The 22729-nt window shown below is 40.1% G+C and carries 18 protein-coding genes; 3 read left to right on the forward strand and 15 right to left on the reverse strand.

Features of this window, described 5'->3' with window-relative positions:
- Position 1 precedes the first annotated feature (1 nt).
- A complete protein-coding gene (locus GM418_RS14550; protein WP_158867532.1) occupies positions 2-1699 on the forward strand; it encodes an ATP-dependent nuclease in 1698 nt (565 codons plus the stop codon).
- A complete protein-coding gene (locus GM418_RS14555) occupies positions 1692-3209 on the forward strand; it encodes a UvrD-helicase domain-containing protein (RefSeq protein WP_158867534.1) in 1518 nt (505 codons plus the stop codon). The genes GM418_RS14550 and GM418_RS14555 overlap by 8 nt, the downstream gene beginning before the upstream one ends.
- A gap of 385 nt (positions 3210-3594) precedes the next feature.
- Here the strand turns inward: GM418_RS14555 and GM418_RS14560 are convergent, their stop codons facing one another.
- The 10 genes from GM418_RS14560 to GM418_RS14605 all read right to left on the reverse strand — a co-directional run bounded on the left by GM418_RS14560 (position 3595) and on the right by GM418_RS14605 (position 10118).
- A complete protein-coding gene (locus GM418_RS14560) occupies positions 3595-3807 on the reverse strand; it encodes a hypothetical protein (protein ID WP_158867536.1) in 213 nt (70 codons plus the stop codon).
- Between the two features lie 11 nt (positions 3808-3818).
- Positions 3819-5192, reverse strand: coding sequence for a VirD4-like conjugal transfer protein, CD1115 family (locus GM418_RS14565; RefSeq protein ID WP_158867538.1), 1374 nt, complete (start codon positions 5190-5192; stop codon positions 3819-3821).
- A gap of 18 nt (positions 5193-5210) precedes the next feature.
- On the reverse strand, positions 5211-6068 hold the full coding sequence (locus GM418_RS14570) for a relaxase/mobilization nuclease domain-containing protein (protein WP_343033399.1): 858 nt from the start codon (positions 6066-6068) through the stop codon (positions 5211-5213).
- Positions 6065-6610: a plasmid mobilization protein gene (locus GM418_RS14575; protein ID WP_158867542.1), complete on the reverse strand. Its 546-nt coding sequence runs from the start codon at positions 6608-6610 to the stop codon at positions 6065-6067. The genes GM418_RS14570 and GM418_RS14575 overlap by 4 nt, the downstream gene beginning before the upstream one ends.
- A gap of 93 nt (positions 6611-6703) precedes the next feature.
- Positions 6704-7123, reverse strand: coding sequence for a DUF2958 domain-containing protein (locus tag GM418_RS14580; protein ID WP_158867544.1), 420 nt, complete (start codon positions 7121-7123; stop codon positions 6704-6706).
- Positions 7124-7216: 93 nt separating this feature from the next.
- Positions 7217-7462, reverse strand: a complete 246-nt coding sequence (locus tag GM418_RS14585; RefSeq protein WP_158867546.1) for a hypothetical protein — start codon at positions 7460-7462, stop codon at positions 7217-7219.
- Positions 7463-7473: 11 nt separating this feature from the next.
- Positions 7474-7746, reverse strand: a complete 273-nt coding sequence (locus GM418_RS14590) for a DNA-binding protein (protein ID WP_158867548.1) — start codon at positions 7744-7746, stop codon at positions 7474-7476.
- A gap of 12 nt (positions 7747-7758) precedes the next feature.
- Positions 7759-8670, reverse strand: a complete 912-nt coding sequence (locus GM418_RS14595) for a ThiF family adenylyltransferase (RefSeq protein WP_281350294.1) — start codon at positions 8668-8670, stop codon at positions 7759-7761.
- Positions 8667-9371, reverse strand: coding sequence for a M67 family metallopeptidase (locus GM418_RS14600; RefSeq protein WP_217447795.1), 705 nt, complete (start codon positions 9369-9371; stop codon positions 8667-8669). Before GM418_RS14600 ends, GM418_RS14595 begins: the two co-directional genes overlap by 4 nt.
- 30 nt (positions 9372-9401) lie before the next feature.
- On the reverse strand, positions 9402-10118 hold the full coding sequence (locus GM418_RS14605; RefSeq protein WP_158867554.1) for a hypothetical protein: 717 nt from the start codon (positions 10116-10118) through the stop codon (positions 9402-9404).
- A gap of 224 nt (positions 10119-10342) precedes the next feature.
- On the opposite strand from GM418_RS14605, the gene GM418_RS14610 reads away from it, so the two are divergent.
- On the forward strand, positions 10343-12349 hold the full coding sequence (locus GM418_RS14610) for a tetratricopeptide repeat protein (RefSeq protein WP_158867555.1): 2007 nt from the start codon (positions 10343-10345) through the stop codon (positions 12347-12349).
- Positions 12350-12402: 53 nt separating this feature from the next.
- Here the strand turns inward: GM418_RS14610 and GM418_RS14615 are convergent, their stop codons facing one another.
- From GM418_RS14615 to GM418_RS14635, 5 genes are all read right to left on the reverse strand, one after another.
- On the reverse strand, positions 12403-12966 hold the full coding sequence (locus GM418_RS14615) for a hypothetical protein (protein WP_158867557.1): 564 nt from the start codon (positions 12964-12966) through the stop codon (positions 12403-12405).
- Between the two features lie 70 nt (positions 12967-13036).
- Complete coding sequence (locus GM418_RS14620; protein ID WP_158867559.1) at positions 13037-14254, reverse strand: site-specific integrase; 1218 nt, start codon at positions 14252-14254, stop codon at positions 13037-13039.
- Between the two features lie 427 nt (positions 14255-14681).
- Positions 14682-15698, reverse strand: coding sequence for a tail fiber domain-containing protein (locus GM418_RS14625; protein ID WP_158867561.1), 1017 nt, complete (start codon positions 15696-15698; stop codon positions 14682-14684).
- Between the two features lie 20 nt (positions 15699-15718).
- The gene (locus tag GM418_RS14630) at positions 15719-19720 is read right to left on the reverse strand and encodes a DUF6603 domain-containing protein (protein ID WP_158867563.1); all 4002 of its coding nucleotides are present in this window, start codon (positions 19718-19720) and stop codon (positions 15719-15721) included.
- A gap of 5 nt (positions 19721-19725) precedes the next feature.
- Complete coding sequence (locus GM418_RS14635) at positions 19726-22710, reverse strand: metallophosphoesterase family protein (RefSeq protein ID WP_158867565.1); 2985 nt, start codon at positions 22708-22710, stop codon at positions 19726-19728.
- Positions 22711-22729 lie beyond the last annotated feature (19 nt).

Below are 22729 nucleotides of genomic sequence, written 5' to 3' on the forward strand. Positions count from 1 at the left end.
CATGAAAGTTAGAAAAATAAAAATTCAAAATTTCAGGGGCATAAAGAATCTTGATTGGAATTTAAATTCAAACGATAACCTAGTTTGTCTTTTGGGACATGGAGACTCATGTAAAAGTAGTATCCTTAAAGCAATTGAATTTGTATTTACGCCAAAATGGAATTTGCCGATAAAAGACACGGATTTTTTTGACTGTGATTCTTCAAACAACATTAAAATTGAAATAACTGTTGGTGAGTTATCAGATCAATTAAATGATGAACTTGTTGCATTTTATAGATATTTCAAAGATGGAGTGTTTCACAATTTAGCTGAGAAGCAACAGGGAGATGAAAAGGTGGTTACAGTGTATTTGTCTATTGGTGGAGACCTTGATCCATTCTGGGGAATAGTTGATAACGAGGGTAATTATGACGAAGAGGACAGACTTTCTGTTGGTACAAGAAAACTTTTTAATTTAGTACGCCTGGATAAAGAATCTCATAGTAATTTTTCATGGAAGTATGATTCCCCTTTACTGAAACCATTGAGCAAAGAAAAAAGAAAGGAAATTAAACTTAAGTTAGTTGAAATAGGTAGAAATGCCAGGACAGCATTTGATCAATCAAAACTGCCACAAGAACTTAAAGAACAGGCTAAAGAAATAGAAAGCATTGCCAGTTCGCTAGCTGTCGGACACGCAGGATTTTCTCCCAATGTTGATATTTTTTCAGCAGAAGCTATTTGTCTACACCGTGGGGATATTCCTATGTATATGCTTGGAGATGGAAGTCAAAAAATTGCTGCTTTAGCAATTGCAAGGTATCTCATGAAAAAATCGAAAGAAGAAGATCAAGATGGAGGCTTTTTACTTTTTGATGAATTTGAAAACAGTCTCGAACCACATAGATTGAGATATATAATTTCTACTTTTTTGAAGGAATCGAGAGAATCAAGATTTCAAACTTTTTTGGTTACTCATTCCTCAATTACAGTCGAAGAACTTGGCACAGAACAGGGATTATATATCGTTAGAAACATTGGCGAAGGTGAAATAGAAATTCACAGGATCTCTCGCGGCTGTATTGCCGCAGTAAGATCTACTTCAGAAGCACTTTTCTCAAAGAAAATTGTGATTTGTGAAGGTAAAACTGAGTTTGGTTTAATAAAAGCCTTTGGAAGATTTTGGGCAAAGGAATCACAACACAATAAGCCACCAGAACATCACGGCGTGTCCATCGTTGACGGGAAAGGAAGCAGTATGAAAAAATATTTAGAGAAATTTAAAGACATGGGCTATGACGTCTGTGTTTATAAGGATAATGATACAGGAGACCATGCCCTATCCGATAGAGCAAAAGCATTAAGCCTTCCCGTATTTGAATACCAAGATGGATTTCGAACGGAAAAAATTATTTTCTCAGAATCTCCCAAATCGCTTCAAGACTCATTAATTGATCTTTACAACACAAACAAATCTGGAGGGGAACCGGTAATTGATAAAAAAAGCGTTTATAATGCATCTGATATCGATGAAATTGAAACAAAATTTCATGATCGTTATAGAATGACACCAGATGGCAACGCAAAAGGGATGTTTAGAAATATTGGGCACTCAGAGGAACTTGGAAATATGATTTTAGAGCATTGGGAAGACTTTGATGCTGAATCAAATTTTAAGAAGACATTAAGTAATATTGAAGCTTGGATTTATGCCTGATCCCACAAAACGAGAATTCGTAGAAGCCCCTGCAGGTCATGGGAAAACAGAGGCAATTGTTCAAAAAGTGGTAAGCCTTAACACAGAACAAAAAGTACTGATTTTGACCCATACAAATGCAGGTGTAAATTCTTTAAGAAAGAGACTTAAAAAGAAAAAAACAAATTCATCAAAATTTGATCTTTCAACTATTGATGCCTTTTGCCTCAAATATTCAAGGTACTATCCTTCTTTATCTGGCATTCCTAAGAATATTACTGATTTTTCTTCAATTGATTATAAGCAAGCTCAAAAGGGAGCGGTTGAAATTTTTAACATTCAGGAATTTAAAGCCTATCTAAAAAAGAAATATTGCCTGTTGATAGTCGATGAATACCAAGACTGTTCTCTTAATCAGCACAACCTTGTATTAAAACTTTGTGAGTCGATTGATTGCATTGTTTTTGGTGATCCAATGCAGGGGATATTTGATTTTAGTTCTGAAGGTTTTACATGGGAAGAGCACTTATGTTCATCTTTTCCCGAGAGCGAAGAAATGACATTAAATAAACCATATCGATGGATAAATTCCGGGAACGAGGCACTTGGATTATGGATTGCTGAAACAAGAGAAAGACTAAAATCTGAGAATATAAGTGAGATTCGTTTTATTGACCTCCCTGCACAAATAAAAACTTATTCTTATCAAAGTACACAACAAACTTATATAAGTGAAACCGCCACAACTATCAGCCAACATATTCCTGATAGAGGAACAGTATTAGCATTAATTCCAAACATTCCGGAATTGAATGATATTCATCACGAGATTGCGGGGAAGATGTATAGACCACTCCAATCAATCGATAGAATGGATTCAAAAAAATTAATAAATTTTTTACAAGATATAGATACTTTCCTCAGAAGCCAAAGAAGAAAGCCAGTGTCATTATATAACTTAATTAGGAATAAAATGGCTATGTCGTGTATGACCGGGACACCTTCATTACCAACCGCTATTAAAAACAAACTGGATCTTTACACTCAAGCTAGCGACATGGAAGATCTCAGGAAACAAGGAGCAAGACTACGGGACGACAACTCTATATTATATAATTTAATTTTGGATATTTATAGTGTCCGTGACGACCGAAGTAGAGCAAAAGCTATTTTGAATTTGATGAATTTTATCGAGAGTAAAAGCAACAAAAAATTTAGAAACGATCTTTGGTTTTCAGCAAAAGATGCATTTAAAAAATATTTGATCGATGAAAAAAAATCTCTTGAAGAATGTGGATATATAATTCGGCAAAAAAAATCTTTTATTGGTCGTAGTTTTCACCGAGTAATCGGAAATACGCTATTAACAAAGGGGCTAGAGTTTGACCACGTTATCATCGTTGATCCCTACAGCTTTACAAGCAAAAACTTATATGTATCACTTAGTAGAGCAAAGCAATCCATTACGCTATTATTTCCATCGCTGTCTGTAAGGGAGTACGCTATACAAAGACAGGAACAATGGAGATAGGAATATCTTCAAACCCGCCACAAAGCTACCTCCATTTTCAAAAGACAAGCCCTCCGGGTTTTCAAAAGACTACGGCATAAAGCCACTTCCTGTTGGTCGTTTTTTATTCCGTTTCCTTTTGAAAATCTTCCGAAAATTCCGAGTTAAGTGGCTTAACGGTTTGATGGGACGGCAGTGTGTTTGGTCTGGTGCGTTGAACCGGCGGTAGTGGCGAGCAAGGACGCAATAGTAGCACTAAGGTAAACCTATTAGCACTAATATTGCACCTTGCCCAAGGGGAGAACCCCTTGGAGAACCCCCTCAAGAATTTCAAGCCTGAAATTCTTCAAAGCCTTATTTTAACTTCCTTCGTTAAGTTAAAATAAAAGTGTCGCGTATTTTAAGTTCACCTTCTCCTGGGATTGTAAATCAGGAGCCGAAACAGTCCCCGAAAAATTTTCCAGATAAGCTTCAAAAAGAAACCAATTATTTTCCCCATTATCGTAAATACTTCTCCGAAAAATTGGGTCAATCCATTGCCTCCTTTTCCAAAAATCCACTGAAAAATCATCTTAAAAAAAACCACCGTCATAACGATGGTGAGTATCGTTCCAATCATATCTTTCCCTTTTAGCGGTTTACTCTTCGTTTCAATTTGCGTATCCGAAACCACGGACGAGTTTTAAGCAAAGCTGGTCGCAGGTTCGCATGTGTGAAAATTGCCCGATCCTGGGGCATGGTCATAATTTCCTCCGGGCGCATAAGCGGAATTCCCATTTCCCGATCCCTGTCTGGCTGAAATTCATCCAAACGGCTAAAACCGGATTCCCGGTACTTAACCGTTTGAGTTCCCAGTATCCGGGAGAGTTCATCGCAGGTTTTGTGACTTAATCCAGGATAAAAAATTCTACTGGCACACCCACCGTTCAAAATCACAGAGGCATCTGCCTGACCGTACACATTCACCAACTGTTCCACGTCCTGGAGAACCAAGGAAACACTCACTTTTCGTTTTCGGAGTGTGGTCATCATGGTGGAGAAATTGGGGAGCTTGCCAGAGTTCCCAAACTCATCAAGGAAAAAGAAAATAGGCAGGTAGGGCATTCCATTCACCGGGAGTTGCATACAGAAATTGAATATTTGCGTGTACAACACAGTCAGCATGAAATTGTAGTACCGGACTTCGTGTTCCGGCACGATCACAAACAGAGCCGTTTTTTCCGTCCGAAGCCGCTCGAAGGCAACTGTATCTTCACGGGTGAGTAATGCCAGTCCGGGATCTGAAAACGAAGCCAGGGCAGTTTTTGCCGTGGAAAGGATCGAGTTCATCACCCGGTCGTCCTGGGATAAAAACGCTTTGAATTCCTCAAAGCTTGGTTCATCCAGATTTTCCGACATGATCCGGTTCACTTCCTCCTGCCCGTGCCCGAACTGATTTAACAGGCGGTACAGTTCCCCCAAGTTCTGTTGGTGGGGAGCTAGGCGTTTTATTGCGCGGATAAGCAGGTTCAGGATTCCTTTTGCCGAATCATTCCAAAATAAATCATTTCCGTGACTATTTTGGTACGCTGCATCTATGAGCATTTCTGCCATCTTTCTGGTGTCCGAGTGTGTCTGACATCGGGAAAGGGGATTGTAGCGATGAGAAGCCCGTATATTGGTAAAATTAAGGGTGAGTACGTTGTACCCTTTTCGCCGCAGGAACGCTTCGGATTTCTGGAGAATTTCTCCAGATGGATCCGTAACGACAAAAGAGGCATCTTTCATGTTCAAAATATTCGGCAGAACAAACCGCGTTGTTTTCCCGGCACCGGTTGGTGCCACGATTGCCAGATGAGAGTAAGACCGTTCGAGTGATAAGCGATGGATTCCATCAACCACCAACCCATTATTCCGTTTATTGAGCAGAGAACTTCGGGAAAAGCCCTGTAAAAACTTGGCATTCCCGTGTATTTTTCGCCGTTGGTAAAACCCGAACAGCCATTGAATAAAATTCCAAAGCATAATTCGTTGTTTTTAAAATTATCGTTCAAGTCCTCGCTCTTTTGATTTCTGGTTCATGATCCGGCGCAGTTCAGCCATCCGATCCATTCCTTTTTCAAGCTGAGCGAGTTGTGTATTCGTAAGAGTCAGGGTACGAAAACGGAATTTTCGTCCCTTCCAAAGCAGTCCGTTTACCTTGTTTCGGTATTGGTAAAGTTCCAGTCCTTCGCTGATAAGTTTCTGGAAGAAATCATCCCGGCTGGCTGAGTTCTGAAAACAATGCTGCACTAAAGAACTGAGCTGTTCTTTGTCGGTAGCTTTGCCCGTCCGTTTTTTCAACTGTTCCTCCGGGGCAGACAGTTGTAGTTTTCCCTGTTCCTTCACCTGTTGTTTTTCCCAGGCATTGAGGTACACCAGCGAGTTTTTCAACTCCGGGTACTGTTCCTGCTGAAACCGTTCCATTTCCAGACGCAATTCCCGGAACGCTTTGTTGTCCAGGCGCAGGGTTTTCGGGGACCGGTATTCCGTCCCGGAAAAACAAAAATGAACATGCAGACTTTTATTCTCCAGGTGCGGAACTGCCAGACAGAGCGCACGATCTCCCCGAAGCTCGATGTACTTCCGGGAAATATCTTCCAGAACTTCCAGGTTCAAACTATCCGCATCCTTCGGGGAGAAGGTGATCATTTCATGGTACGCCACGACTGACCGTTTTCTCCGTTTGCGGAATGTATCATTGGCGACAAATTCCTTGATGATTTCTTCCGTATCCGTTGACCGCAGGTTATGGCAAATCGTAAACGTGTTATCTGCACGTACCCGTCCCCGGTCGCTCATGATGTAGTTCACCAAGCGACGGTATTTCTGCGACTTCATTCTGCGGGTCTGGATAATCATCGGTTGCGAAATTCTTTAAGGACTTTTTCAAGTACATCAGCATATTCCGGCTTCTGATGAAGCAGGTTTTTCAGGAATTCTTTCAATGGAAGCGGCTGCCGGAGGAAGTCGGAAACCCGGTTTTCCAGCTCGTTCAGTTTTTGCTGAAACGCCACCAAATCTTCCTTGGTAAATCCTCGTTGATGCACGTGTTTGGTGAGCTGGTTGATGTTGTTTCCGATCCGGCGAAGGGCAACTTCCAATTCCTGAATTTTGCTATCTGATGGCAGCAGGTATTCCGTTTTGACGTATGCCAGAGCAGCAAAGCGGATAAACGTTCCCAAGCGCATTCCGTGTCGTTTTGCGGCTGTCATAAGAACGGACATTTCCTTCTGTGTGAGATATACTGATTTTCGTTTATGAGACTGTGAGAATTTTGTAGCGTAAGAATTTTGCTGCAATTTTTTAAAGTCTTGCTTTGCCCGTTCAATCTGTTCTTCGGTTCCGTGTTCCAGCAATCCGAGCGATTGCAGGTACAGGAAAAGGTTTTTATTCTGTTTCATACATTTTCAGATTTAAAAGGGGAATGATCCGGAAAAGCGAAAAACGCATTTCATTTTCCACATTTCCCGGACACATTCCTCCCTGGGTAATTTTTATCGTTCTAATTCCGTATCCTGTTCTCGTTCAAGGGATTGGTTTTCCTGAATTTGATCCAGTTCCTGCATCCGCTGGGCATCCCGGTTTTGGTTTTGAATCCGTTCTTTGATGAACGATTTCAGTTCCGGGCAGAACTCAGACAGATGTTTTTCTCCGCAGTACAAATCTCGTTCGATGGTGAGACCGTAAGGCAATTTTACAGACTCCATCTCGATGATACTAAAGTATCCGAATTCGTCACCGCCAAGCCCTTTCACGTATCCGAAACAGATTTTATCCTGTGGATCGTACTCTGTTGCGTACCAGGTGGCACCGCCCACGGGAGTGAAGAACTTGGCAATTACAAGGGGGTCGGCAATTTCCTGAGAACCCACTTCCTGGAAGCGTTTCTCAAGGGTTTTGGTTATTAATTTCATGATAAAAATGGGTTAAGAAAAAGAAGGGGATCAGGAACCTACAGATCCCACTTTTCAGATCAAAATGATTTTTCGACTTTTTTATATTCGTATCTACCGCCCTCGATCACGGTTGTTTTTAGACTTGCCACGAAGAATCCGTGAGAGTGATGATTTTCGTTTCTGCAATTCGCGTTTTGAACGTGCTTCAAGGAACCCATGATGGAAGCCCATCGAGAATGAATTGTGTTTATTTTGAGCACAAATATTATTCATTCGTTGAACCAGGTCTTCGTTTCCATTGGTTTCGCCAAGCGTGTACCCGATATTGAATCCGGCTGTGTATTTATCTGCATCCATGATATTTCTTTTTAAAGTGATTTTTTCATGTTTGATTCTAAATACCGTTCGATGGATTCCCGGTCATACAGTATGAGCTTGGGATGATCCTCGTCCTGGAAGTACTCAATCTTCAAATTCGTTCGTAGTGACCAGAGATGGCTTTTGCTTTTGATTCCCAGAAGCTCCATTGCTTCCTGTTCCCGAATCCAGCGAGGGGGCTTTTGCGCCCCTACTCGCTGGATTATTTCCTCCATCAAAGCATAAAATGCTTCTGATTCCATGGTGATAACTTTGAGTTCCATAATCTCAGCGTTTTAAAATGGTGGAAGCTCCGGGAACTGTTTTCCCTTCGAGTTCAACAAATTGCCAGTTCCGGCACAGTCTCCGCAGTGCGGATATTTCGGAGGACATTCTTCTTCAATTTTCTGCCAGATGGCATTGAAATTGAATGCCCGTCCCTCTGTCGGAGCAAATACACGCCGGAAAAGGTTGTTTTCGCCGTTACTGTATTCCGGGTGAACTTTTATCTGGATGAGATTCCGATCCCAATAATCACCGAACCAATTTGAAAATTCGTATCCTGGTACCTGGTTGTGAAGGATCGCATAAACAAGCATCCCGATATATGAATCCAGCAGCTGGCTATGGAATATCGTATTGCAGCCGGAACTGACCGTAATTTCTTCCTCCGCAGCATCCTGAGCCGCATACCGGGGGCTGACGGCACACCGAAAACACGCCGGAGTAACAGCGGGTATTGTGAAGACGATTTCCGCACACCGGGATTTTTCATAAAATCCACCCCAAATAGCCGGTTTGCCATAGTGAAGGGCAAGGATATTTCCAAACCGTTGCGCCCGGAAGGAATCCGTGAGGAACAGAAAAATATCTCCTTCCCCGAAAATTTCATCCAACTCATCCTGGTGCATGTTCAGGAAGTTTTTGGTGATTCCGGTGTACTCCGTGCCCTCGTTCACCTTTTTCAGGTGTTCCCCCAAGGCATCCACCTTCTTTTGTCCAATCTGGTGAGACTCGTATCCCTGGCGAACGATGTTCGTGTCATCGACGGAATCAAAATCCAGGACGGTGAGTTTCCCGATTCCAGACCGGACAAGCGAGTCATACAAACAATATGCACCACCAGCACCGACCGCCACCACGTGGGTGTCGTGGAGCAGTTGAGTATCAACCGCTCCTTCTATTCGTGAAAAATTTGTCAGTATCATGGCAGTAAAGTTTTAATGATGAAATCCACAATAACCGGAGTTAATCGCAACGAAGCATAGATAAATAGACACACGATATACGCCAACATGAGGGCGGGAAGAATCGAATAAAAACGATTCTGAACCCTGTCCCAAAACCTCAACTTTGTTGGGATGCTGAACACTTCCACGTTAATAATCGGAGCAGGAAATTTTTCAGTTTCTTTTTGAGGATCTTTCTCTGGTTTAGGTGTTGATTCTTTGTCCTGAGTGTAATCATCTGGGACAACTTCAAGTTGTGCGGAGAGCAGTTCCAATTCGTTATTTTGGTACACATACGGGAAGAACTTGAACCCACCATCGGGAATAGTGAAAACGATAGGAACATAGAAGTTTTTCCGTTTTATTCTGCCGAGCAGGTTTTCAAAATAGTACCGATCCGGACTGCTGGGAGCTTTACTCCCACGAGGATGAGAATGGATGATTCCGAGAAGAGACAATTCTTCTTCATCCCAGAGCTTTTTTACAATCGGGTTCATCCGATCCGTGTCGATGGTGTATGAAGCCCTGGTTGTTTGGGCATTGGTATCCGGGACAAATTTTCGGATAACCCAATCATCTTCTGAACCAAACAGAAGACCACCTGATTCCGCTTTTCGACCTCCAATAAAATTTATGATTTCAAAGAATGCTGATTCTGTGATCGGCATTTTCCTTTTCATTTCTGATTTTTTCATTTCACATCCCTCCTTTTAGTCAAACCAACTCCAAAATCCTTTTTTCTGACCGCCGCTTTTTTCATCCAACTGCTTATCCGGTGTTTTCCCCGTTGTTATGTAGGTTTGGATAAGTTCAGCCCACTGGGTGCTGTATCCCTTTGCCTGGCTGATTGTCGTTGGTGATTTTCCAACATCGAAGCAGATTTTTTTCCTTCCGGCAGTACGGGCAGGAAGACGGTGGCAAATATGATCTGGTTTATTCCTGCTTTGAGCTGGTTCCTCGATGATATCAATATCGAAGTAGCTTCCCCGATCCATGTATTGGAATTTGAATACTCCTTTACCGTCTTTAGTGCGGTAGCTCGCCGGGCTATATGTCGCTCGAAAGGAGAAAGGAAGGAGGGGACTATCCCCTCCGTTTTCCTGTTGATGTAAAGTTCCTGGAGATAATTCCTCGCCACCGTGTAAAGTACCTTTTTCAAGTTCCTCGCCTCCATGAAGCGTACCCTTTTCAAGTTCTTCACCACCGTGGAGTGTTCCAGGAGATAATTCCTCACCCCCATGGAGAGTTCCTTTTTCAAGCTCTTCTCCGCCGAACAACGTCCCCGGAATCAAAACACTTTTTTCTGAACACAAAAGCCCGATTCCTAACTCACACCAGGTTTTATCTTCTCCCGGAGGCGTGTTCCTTTTCGGAACAGTTGGTTCATAAGGACGTTTTGGGTCCTCTACTGGTGGTATGCTGGGCATACCGAAATCTTCATTTGAAATAATCTTTTCCATAATTATTTTTTTTAATTGTTAAGAATTATGGAAAACCGGTTTTCCTTTTAATTTTGCTTAAGCTTTGAATCGCATGAGTTGTTATTGAATCTTTATTTCAAAAACTGAATCATTAACGATTCACTGCAAACATAAATCACTATTTTTTGATGAATCCTGGAATTCCTGGAATTCCAAAATGTACATTTTAGATGGTCTATATAATTAGGAAAGATGAGGAGAAATTTGCCGAATTTTTATATTTAGAGATTAGAAGAAAAAAACTTTTTGATGGAGAAAATATTACTTTAAGCAAAGTTGAAAGCTTAATTAAAAAGCATTCACAGCAAATAAAAGAAAGAAAACTTCCCATAATTTCAAGCAAGGCTGTTTATAATTTTCTAAGAAATAAAACAAAACATCCTTTGGCGGATACCCTGCATTATGTTGCGATTATTTGTCAGATTAACCCGAATTTGATCACCGATTATATTGAAGATGTAAGAGAGGGGAAAATCAATCAGAATCTCATTGCACAAGAACCTGATAGTGGGAAACTGTATGACAAATTATTACAAAATGAAGACGAGTTACGAAAAGATATAATTTCAAAAGTTATTTCAAATATTGAGCTACTTGAAATTAATGTTGAAGGCTATGTAAAGAGCCGAGAAGTTTTGCTGGATAACGCATTTCAAGAAAAAAATGAATTACTGAGCTACCTTTACAAAAAAATAAATGAAAAGAATCCTCTTTCTGTTTCCATCAAGCTCGACTTAGAAAAGTACTTCATCAAATCAGAAGTAATTGAAGAAATATTTCTAATTGCAGGAGCTCTCTCAACAAGATTAATTACGGATTATGATCCTGAGATTGCGGACTTACTTTTTATAAAAATTAACCAAAAACAAGATAAAATATGGAAATTTTGTTTAGTTGGTTTGATTCTTGGACTTGTAAACAATATTTCAGATAAAGAAACTGCAAAAAGAGCGTTATCAAACCTGAAACAGATAACAGCCATTGATCAGAAAGCGAGGTTTATATTAAACACCCTGCTAATTGAGTTAGTAGAGTTTTCATCAGGATTATTAAGGCAGCTTCTAAAAATTCCAGTTACAACCAGATCTGAACTGAAAACATATGTTTTAAGGTATTTACCCTTTAGTAATAGCGAAGATTATTATTCCCAATTCAATATCAAATATGAGAAAGGATTGTATGAAGCACTTAAAGGAAGCATTGGGGTCAGTGATCTTCTAAAGCACTCGATTCTTATAAATAGCGATAGGTTTAAAGAAAAAGAATTAGAAAAACTTTTAAAAGAACTTAATGAAGCACGAGAGGACATTGTAAATCTTCAAAATGACTATCTTTTTTGTCGTTCGGTATATGAACAGAAGTTTTATGTTTATTCAGTTGTTCATTCGATATTTTATGCGACCGACACTCATGAACTGCTAAAAGAAGACCTCGAAAAAAAGATTTCGGAATTTATAAACGAATTTGAAAGACATGATATTCGATCCACCATCGCCTTTACAAAATCAGAACTTTCAGATTATGAATCATTGCTAAGAATACACCTGAGAATAAATCCTCATGATGATGAATATTGGGCTAAATTAGGACTCTATTTGTTGGGTAAATCTAACTTTGAGGAAGGAAAAGAATGCCTAAATAATGTTCAAATCCCTTCTCCGAACATATATTCATTAATCTTTGATTCCTTGAAAGAATGTTTGATTAGCAAAAACAAACAACATGCAATAATCTGCTTTGATACGATAGGGAGTTATAAGAAAAAAAACTTTAACCTAGCAACTGAATTAATGAGCATTAATTCCTCTAAGGAAGCTATTACTGTACTTAAAGAATTTTCTGAAGTTTTTCCCAAGGATACCATTATTAATCTCAAAATTGCTGAATGTTATAATAACATTGGAGATTGGGATAAATCGCTGGATTATTTTTTTAAAGTTGATGAAAAAGAATTATCTAATGACCAAATAGTCACGGGATTTAATACCTATGGCTATCACTTCATGAAGCAAAATTCTCCCAAAGCCCTAGAGTGCTTCTCTACTGGATATTTCTATGCAGAAAACAAAGAAAAGTATTTACAGGATGTAAAAGAAATTTTTACAGAAAAGTTAAAACTGGATGAATTTTTAGCCAATAATCTTATTGCTTTAATTCCTGATGAACAGGGAACCTAAAAATGACTTAGCGGAACATCCATTCGTTTGGCAATGGGATATAAACAGCTGTCTTAGTATGCTTTTGGTACATTATCGTATTCAAAAGGCGGTAGGACACCACTTTTTCTTAACACTCCAGAAAACACTTTATTGTAAAATTCTGTTCTCAAAGCAACAATTGCTGAAACATACTTTGAAATAAGAGCCTTAACTTCTACATCAGGATAATCCATGAGTTCTTCTGCATTTTTGAGAAATGTTTCCTCAAAAAAAGTAGCAAGAACCTGCACTAAGTTTTTCAACATGTATTTTTGATATTCTTCATCACCAAAATCCAAAAGAATGTTTGTAATTTCGTCAGCTGGTTCTCCACACTCCTTAATGAATTTTTTAAGTTCACTATCAATTTGTTCTCGTTTTTCTTTAATTGATTCATTAATACTAGGATTTTCATTCTGCATAAAATGAAGATTGAAAAAAGTCCCTAGAAGAGAATTCTCATCCATGTATCTCGTAATTTGTTTCATAAACCTACCTATCTCTTCTTTTGGAATCTTGATTTCAAATCCATCACAATCCTGGATCTGAACAATCTCGCAATCATTTTTCTCGGAACCATTTGAGGAATTCTGCATTTGAGAATAGAAAATTTGTTTCTTTATAACATAAAATAAAGAAAAAATCAAATGCGAAAGAGTATATCAGCTATCCTGTAATCATCTCATTGTATTCATCCAGAACATCCTGCTCGAAGCTATCCAGATAAATTTCAGTAGTTTTTACGTCCTCATGCCCCATTCCTTCTGAAATGATCGCCACCGGAACGCCTTTTCGTTTGGCGATGGTCGCCCAGGAGTGACGGGCAACATAGCTGGTCAACGGGGTCGTCATCCCCAGCATTTCCCCAATTTCTTTGAGTTTTTTGTTGTTGATCCGGCGTTTTTCCGCCACATCTTTAAATTCCAGTACCGGATCTCCAATCCGGGTGATGATCGGGAAAATGTAATCATCTTCATTTTTCCCTTGGGCATACAGATCAAGAATTCGTTGCATGGGTGCAGTAATTTTGATGGAGTACTCTTTTTTGGTTTTCTGGCGGGTGTACTCGATCCTGCCGTCCACAATGTTTTTCCCCTTCAGTTGTGCCATGTCTGCAAAGTTGATCCCCATGGTGTAAAAACTGAACAGGAAGTAGTTTTTTGAGTGCCAAAGTCGCGAACCCATCGGCAACTCCAACGCCTCAATTTTTCGGATAACGTCGCCCTGGACAGCCCGTTTTCGGGTTTTGGTAAGCCGGATTGTGTAATTCACGAACGGATACATATCTCGTTGAACAATCCCGGCTTTGATCGCCCGGTTGTACACCATCTTGATTGTTTTCATGTACACGGCGATGGAGTTGGTAGTATTTCCTTTGCCCCGGCAGTAGTTTTCAAAACTGACCAAAAATTTGTGGGTCATTTCCTCAAATGGGAAATCTTTATCCTTCCGGTACTTTTTGACCAGAGTGAGTACCGAACGGACGGACTGAGCGTAGCCCAGCCGTTTTGCAGAAGTCAGTTCCTCTATAATTTCATCTGTGAAATCAAAAAAGGTGACGCTGCTTCGGTTGTGAACGATCCGGGACTTAATTTCGGTGATCGACATCCGATCAATTTCTCCCGTGTCCTGGAGTTTGTTGATGATATCCATGGCATTCACCCGTTGTTTCTGAATCCAGTTATTCAGCCGGGAAATGTTGGATACGCCTTTGTAGGACTTCAAAACAATACATTTATCCGTATCCCAGTCCGTTTCCTGCATGGAGTAGCCCAGGGGCATAGAAACGCTTTTACGGTTATGAATAAACCGGAGGATTAGGGGATAGGTCTGATCGCTTTTTTGTCGCCGAGTATCCAGAATAATTTTTACATTTGAAGCCATGATTGTTCGTTTTGATGCTTGCAAGTACGGAAATTTGCAAGCGATTTGCAAGCAAATGTTGATTAAATGTGCATCGTTACGAATCAATAAAAATTCAAAATACTGAATATCAGATGTTTTAAATCGTATCGATTTTTAGATATTCTTAAAAAATGTGACTGGCAGTCAAAAGGTCATCGGTTCGATTCCGATATTCTCCACTTTTAAATCGAAACAACAACAAGTCGCTCATAGAACGACTTGTTGTTGTTTTTTACCCCAATTTCTCTGTATTGGAATTAAGCACTCGTAGTAAATAACTATCTGGAATACGAAAATCGGTAAACGATTACCATTAATCAATATTCCATTCTTTCCCAACAGGTTTTCCTGTTTGTTGCGCTGGTTGCACAGGGAGTTTTCCTAATAATTTTGCATTTTTCCTGTATTATTCCTCCTCATTTTCTATATATTTTTCCAGATAGGGAGAATCAGGATTGAGTTTATGCTCATGTTCCCGAAGAATTTCAACCAGGTACAGGCATAGTTTTCGGTAGTTTATTCCATCCGGTTGGTTGTTTTCATCGTAAAAAAGTAAATGTTCAAGTCCAAGCGATTTTGCCTCTTCGGCAATGTACCCGATTTCCCAGTTTTCCGGTTGAGCAGGACGTGTATACCTGCGTGGTTGTAATTGCATAATCTTGCCAAAATCATCTTTTAAAGGAGTTATATTTCGTTTGTCTCTCCTCGTGGAATTATCCCAACCTATTTCTTTCGTTTCTGTATTATATTGAACATTTTTATGGTCACCAATATTTCTCAAATTGGCTTTAATAATTCCGTTAACATGAAGTGGTGCCGAGGGGTTACTTGTGCCAATTCCAACTCTGCCGTTTCCCCGGATGGTAAAGATTTCCCTTGCTCCAGACCCAGCTCTGTCGAGAAAAGTATATCTTGCATTTGTATTACCTATATTAAAATAAAAGTGCCCGGATGTAACGCCCATTCCGTAATAAGAGGTTCCTGTGCTATTTTGGTAAAGTGCCAGTTTCAGTCGACTTAACCCGGAGCCTAAAGATAAAATGCTTGCAGGATTTGAAATTCCAATTCCCACTTTCCCGCTTACGTCCAAATTCCCGTTCACCTCTACCTGACCAGAATTGTGTACCAGTAACCGCCAACCTTTGTTATAGAAACCAACTCTGTTGGATGAGGTTCCTCCAATAAAACGGTCGTTTGAAACCCACAACCCTCCGTGATCGTTATTTGATTTTATTCTACCGTTTACCAGCAGGTCAACACTGGTCCCTCCTTTCCCCTCGATTTGCAATTTGGCTTCCGGCACATCGGTACCCAAGCCAACATTGCCTTCAAAATACCTTCGGCTATCATCCAATAAGCCATTCCATTGTTCTTTGTCCAACAATTCGCCGTCCTTTATCTTTAATTCGTCAAAGTTTATCATTGCTATCTCTTTTTTATTGGTTACATTATTAATACATCTTCATTTTCTTCTGTTTCCGCCTGTAAAACCTGCCATTTTCTCTGGTGTTCGGTTGACCAGTGTGTTTTTAAATAATCCTTGGCAGCAGAATAACTGTTGAAATATTTTTTTGTCAGCTGTTCGGGAGACTCAAGCGCTTCTTTAGACAATATTTTGTATGTCTTTTTCTTAGACTCAGGTATTTCATCCACAAAACTGAACAACTCGTCCGGGCGGGTATGGTCAACAGGCCTTTTATTTCCGCTGATGTTTAATGTTCTTTCTCCCTGCCAGTTGTCGGGACCTTTGCTCTGTGTACTTCCACTTTCTCCTAAAATGATATCCTCAAAATCATTTGGTGTTGATTCCATAACCGTTGATATATCATAAAATTCATCCGGCATGATTTCAATTCCCGCGTTCATCAAATCAAAATCGGGCGTGGATAGTTTCTCATTATCCGGCAAATTTTCAAACTGTCCGCGAGAGAAATAATCTTGTATCGTTTTTTTTGTACTAACAGGATCTTCCTTGCCAAACGCATAGTTTGAGATTCGATAATTTGTGCTGGCTTTCATATGATTGTTTCCCAGCTTTTCAATGTTTTTATTTAAGGGAATCAGGTTTTGGCGCAGTTCCAGATAACCCGAAGGATGGATAAAAATCTGGTCCTCTTCTTCATTTTCATTTAGACTCCGAAGCGATTCTGCTCCACTGTATTCCTTTGGCAACTTTGCCGACCAGTTGCCGGATTGCTTTATCTGTATTTTTAATTTTTCGAGCAGTTTATCAGGTTCGACAAATACCGGAGCTACTTTTTGTTCCCCTCCCCAGGTAATATTAAATTTAATTTTTAAGGAGAAGAAGAGTACTTTTATTTTAGCATATCCTTTTGCCCTCCATGGCTCAGGCCCGCTGAGCAGAAATTCCAAGCCAACACCAAAAAACGACCTACCCCGGTACGAAACGTCTACACTGATTCGAATGTCTGCATCAAAATAAAAAGGATCGAATTGTAACAATGCGTTAAATCCCACAAACCCATATGCCCTGGCATGTCCTTTTTTTACCACCAGTTCGGCGCTAACCCCAATTTGATAGGAGTTGGAAGTAATTGCCTGGTAATACTGACAAGATAAACGAATATCTTCACCTTTTTTAATCAGGGCTGTTACTCTTGGTACATCCGGAAATTTTGCCGGCTTTTTATACCGGGGATGATAACCGCCAACCGATAAAAGAAATTGAGGATGACTCCCCCAATTCAACATAAAAGCAAAGCCCCCGGTAAGCGACACTTCTACCAAATTTGAATCCCGCAGCCGGCCTTCTATCAGAATGTATGACGCGGCAAAATTAAAATCACCAAAAACGTCTACATGCATCTCGCCCAAACTTTTTTCGGCATCTTTACCGGGCAGATATACGCCTAAGCTTCCAAGCAGAATAAACCTTCCTTTAAATGGCATTTCAATCAAAAAACCAATATCAATTTCCATTACAGTAGGTTCGCCGTAACCAAATTTAAAGAAGGGCGCTACAACATAATGTTTTTTTTGTGGAGGGAAAACAGCTCTCAGATCGCTAATGATTTTTGAGGAATTTTCGATTACATTTTCCGGGAACATAACAGAATTTATCGCTCCGGTTTGAATTCTTTCCCTTAAAATGTCCACTTTCATGGTGCGGTAGATCCCAATTATTCCCCCCACGGCGTTGAGTGTAAATCCAAAAGGAAGAGGAAAACCCGGGTCAAAAAAGACACTGATACTCACCAACATAGAAAAGCCTTTTTCTTCGTTTGGCAAACGGGTGTTTATCAGTCCGATAGCTGTAATTCCAATATTCAGGTCTCCGGAATCGAGTTCAATTTTTAATTTGAAATCTAAAACTCCGGCATAACGATGATTCTCAAAATCAAGCTCAAGAAAACCTCCTCCTGAGATAATTTCAGAATCGATACTAAGTGCGACTCCCTTCGGGGGTGTAAAACCAAAGTTAAAATCGGTTGCTCCCAAATCACCTCCTTTGTCTGGCATCGAAAGCTTCATCCCCAGGCCTGTTTCTTCTACTTTTACTTTAACAGGGCCCAGTTTTGAGGAAAATGTTGAAAGCACCTTTAAGTATCCTCCCAAAGCGCCGTCTTTTGTAACGGGGCCGTAATCCCATTTTAAATTATCAAGATGGAAAAAGTCCAAATCTTTGTGTATGGGAATCAGCAATTCATACGGTTGTTTTTCGTTTTTCCCGGTTTCATCAATTGACTTACCTTCCATTTCTGAATCCGGTTGGATTACCGACTGTTTACCTTCCAAAGATGCTGATTCTGAGTTATCCTCTTTATCTTTTAGTAAGTCCAATACATCTTTTAGTGTGTCAACGTTGTGATCAAAATAAAATCCTTTTTTACGCGTATATCCTGCTGACAAGGAAAACTTTAAAGGCACATCGCCGGATGGCAGTATTTCATTCAAAAAACCGTCTCCGTCGCCACCGGAAATAACAACTGCATTATCTTTCAGGCCAATTTCAAATCCTCCGTCTTCTTTGCTTAAGAATCCATTGATTTGAATTTCACCAACAGCTAAACGTGTGCCGCTTTCATTCGGAAGATTATAAGATGCTCCAGTCTCGGGATCTGCTTTTCTTTTCAGTGTCAGTTCCAGCTTCATGTCTCCCAAAATATTCGCATCAGGAAGCCGGTTGAGAAACACATCCAATGCGTTACCGGAAGTTGTTTTTATTTTCAGCTCCCAGTTATCGTTAAATTGATGTGTGTAAGTAAGTTCCCCGTTAAGAGAAATAAACAAGCCACCCAACGATTCAACTTTTATATCCGAATTTTTATTAAAAAAATCCGACACTTCTTCATCAGCAACAAAAAACACGGTGGCTCCCAATCTTTTATCAAATTCACTTTCCTGATCTTCGGGGAGTTTTAAATCAAATGAAAATGCCCGTTCAGAAACCAGGTCCGCCCAGTTTCCTCTTTTCCATCGTTCTACGGTGGTATAATATTCTGTTAGTATTTTTATTTCATTGTCGTTGAGCTTCTCTCTGTCTTCTTCTTTTTTCTTCAGATTATCTTCTTTTTTCTTCAGAACAGTTTCTACTCTGCTCCAGCCTTCATCCAAATCAACAGGGAAATTTTCATCATGTTCCCTCCTGATGGTTTTTAACATCAGATTTCCGAGAATAGTGTCCTTTAATTCTATGGTGCTGTCTTCTTTTATCGTTCTTGGCACAGTACTCCAGCCGACGAGAAACCGGCTTTCGGGCATCCGGCTTTCCATCGCGGTAAAAAACCCACCCAGCACCGTCATTATTTGGGAGAATTTTTCCGCATCTTCAATGGCTTTCAAACCGCTTTCAAGTTGATGTGATTGCGTGAATTCTGTCCAAAACTCTATTATCTTATCTTTTAAATCAATAAAGTATTCAATGGGGTTGGTTATTAATTCCCAAATATTTTTAACTACAATTGCAGGCAGTTCTGTAACAACATAAACCGGCGCATCATATATTAAAAAGTGTGCAACATCATAAATTGTTTCAGGCACTCCCTGATCCTCGAAACCGCTCCTGATGGTAACTCTGGCTTCAGCAAGAAAACCCAGCAACTGCGATATCCAGTAAAATTCGGGATAATGCAGCCGGATGTAATTGGTGGTGTTTAGTTCCAGAAATAGCCAAATATAGGTATCTACATCTTTGGGATCATCAACTACGGCTTTAATAAATTCTTTCAGGGAAGAATAGATGATTTTGACATCGTTTACCGCGCTTTGAAAAGCTACATCGTCAGGATTAATTGATTTTTGGTATTGATTGATATTATTTACAGAATCTTCCGGAATATCTAATTTTGTATCTGTGTCCGGATCCAGGCCTAAATCCAACAAGGTATCACGCCGAACTTGTTCGTCCTCCATTTTTTCCTTCAACCATTCAACGAATTCACCTATTTTTCCAACGGCGGACTGTAAAAAACCTTGATTATCCATACTCTTTAGTTTTTATCGTCAGGTAGTGTTGGAGCTTTTTCATTTTCTGAAGCTTCCAAAGCAATTTTGTGTAGCGTATAAATATCATGATCCTGTATCTTGCCTGGCTTTCCATCGAAGGGCACAGCATACAAAGAATGAATTACATGAAGCACATCATTCCCTGATTTTTCAAAAGAAACCAGCCCAAGATTAGTTTTAAATAATATTTGACGAGTGTAATTTACCTTTTTTGCTTGCTCAATGTGCCGGATGGCTATTTTCTGTAAGTTTTTCATCATATCATCCGTTTCTTCCAACGGTTTTACCTGGGTTACTGTTGGTCTGTCGCTCTCTTTTCGGGAGTCAAGCACATTTTCTATCCTCCACGACCAATCCGGAGATCGGCCCGTTTTGGTGCCTTTAGGCCAGCCAAGTACCGGTATAATCACCGGACTCTCTTTCAGTTTGTGTCTTAAAAAGAATACCTTCGAATTATCGGGTAGTTCTATGGGTTGCGGGTTTATTTTATGACTGGTCCATCCAAGGCGTTCCGCTCGCAGATTTTGCCGAATGGTTTTTTGAAGATTCAGAAAATTCTGACTGGCTTTTTGGATGAAAGCAGGCATAATGTTTCGAAATCCGCTTGAAGTTAACTGCGCAAAACATGCAGTAGCTTTTTCATTTCCTTTTGTCCAGTAAGCTAACCGTTGACTCGAACCGTAGTGAACATCCCCGGAAAGGAAGATAATCCTTTTAAATGGCGCCAATCGTTTGAGCAGTTCTTCCTGCGAAACCGGGTCAAAAGCCCAGGCTTCAATTGCATCCGGATCTGTTCCTTTCATTCCTGATTTTACTTCTTCACCTCCTGATAAAAACTCCAAAAAATCGGTGGCTTTATATGCCAGAGGGGCAATCAGTTCGTCGAACACCGATGGGCCAAGTACAGGTAACGGAGCAATTACAAAACAAACGTCATCGTCTTTTGGTGTTGGGTTTTTGGGAATAAGATCTGTCATCCCGTTAAACGATAAATTGCCAGGTGCTCCATGAAATTTAACAAATGATCGTCGGGTCCGATTATCGATCGCCAGTATTTTGTGTTTGGCTCCTTCATAAGTAAAGTGCCACTTTATTAGCGGGCTTCGGTTATCCGGTAGCTGCTGTCTTCCGCCGGCAGAGCCCTGCACTCTGTGTTGAAAATCAAGTCCAAATAAAAAATCAATGTGTTCCTCTAACTCAGTAGTGTTTTCAGCTTCGTCTTTGAATAACAGAGAAATCTGGTTTAACAAATGGGCATGTGGATTTCCCAGAACTTTCAGGATTTCATCATCATCATCTGCATTTTTTTTATATTTCCTGATAATGAATTCATCCTTGTTGTCAGTAGTTTGCAACAGCCATTCATCGGTATGCAACAGCTTTATTTCCACTTTTTCGCTGTCGAGTGTAATGCCTTTTTCAGAAAATGCCGATTTTAATGTATCCGAGAATTGACCTGTGTTAAACTCACTTGCCAAAACTGTTTCCAATTCAAAAAAGTGTCCTTCCCGGTTGTATCTGTCGGCACGGTTTCCCCAATCCTGAAACAGTGCATACGCCATCATTCCGTTTCTGACAATGGCTTTACCGAGCGGCGAGGTAAATACCCTGTCGCGCCACGAAGGGTTAAGGTTCCAGTCGTCGGTAATATCGTGATCATCAAAAATCATAAAAGTGGAAATATTGGCAAGCATCCTTCTCACTTTTGGCAGTGTTTGACGTATGATTTTTAATTTATCCTTGTCTTTATTTTCTATTATCTTGCTGTCTTTGTCTCTATTTAGGTAGAACGGACCGATCCACTCTTTGAGGTAGTTGATAAATTCTGTTTTTTGTTTTTTTTCATCCGGTGTTGCAGCGGTATCAAGAAAACTTAAAACACTGGATTTAGCTTGGTTTCTCTGATCTAAAGTTCCCTTTCCGGAAAGAATTGACCGGAGAATGTCGTTATTTTGAATACCAAAAAGGAAATCGAGGCAACTCTTCATTACGTCGTCATCAAACACAGCTTTTTTCCCTGATCTTTCATCAAACAAATTTCGTTTGAAAATTGCTCCAAAATTTTTAGGAGTTTCTTCAATTTCATTAAAAGCCTGCTCGAAATTTTTTAGATTATCAATTTCCTCCGGCCAGGACACATCAGACCATACAGATAAATACATGCCAACAAATTCACCAAACGAGATCAAATGATTGGCCGTGGCACCTGTCGTGAAGCGTGCTTCTGAATCGATCAATCGTCGTCGGATATATGCCGGAAAATGGTTGGCATCGGCGGGCCATCTTTCCTGAGTGCCCGGTGTTTTTCCGTTGGTTGGTAACGTTTCTTTATCATTAAGGAGGTTGTTTCCTAAATTAGTCAGATGACCCAATAGCGCTCCAACAACCGAATCAGCATAAATCTGGTCGCCCGACATGAACAGTTGCTGAGGACGATTTACCGGATCAGCCAGATTTTTTTTGATAATGTCATCGACAAAGGAAAGTGCATCTTCAAACAGATTGTCGTTGTTCCTGCAAGAACCATGAATAATTTTCAGGTCTTCGATTTTGGGAGCAGGCAAAGCGAAACCGGGTAACTGGTCGCTCTCGTAACTAAGAGTAGTTTTACCGTCTTTGTCTGTGTCGTCCACTAAGTTCAACGATTTAAAATCCCTCGATTCATTATCTGATGTAGTAAATTTGAGGTTGTAAGAATATAGTTGTCCCCATTGCAGCAACTTATCACTTGAAAGCGAAAGGCGTACAACCGTTATATGAAGGAATTTACCAATCTGTGTAGTATCCTGCGATACACTGCCTACAGGGGTTTCGACAATTTCGCCGTTATTTTTAAAACTAATTATGCCGTTCCACACTGTCAGTTCAACTTTTGCAGCCGTTTTCAATGCTATCCACACAGAAACTTCATCCGGCGCTACCTTTCTCACAATCGGTCCACATAATATATCTGTTTTATTTAATGGCATAGCTTTATTTCTTTCAGTT

It is taken from the genome of Maribellus comscasis, assembly GCF_009762775.1.
Lineage (GTDB): Bacteria > Bacteroidota > Bacteroidia > Bacteroidales > Prolixibacteraceae > Draconibacterium > Draconibacterium comscasis.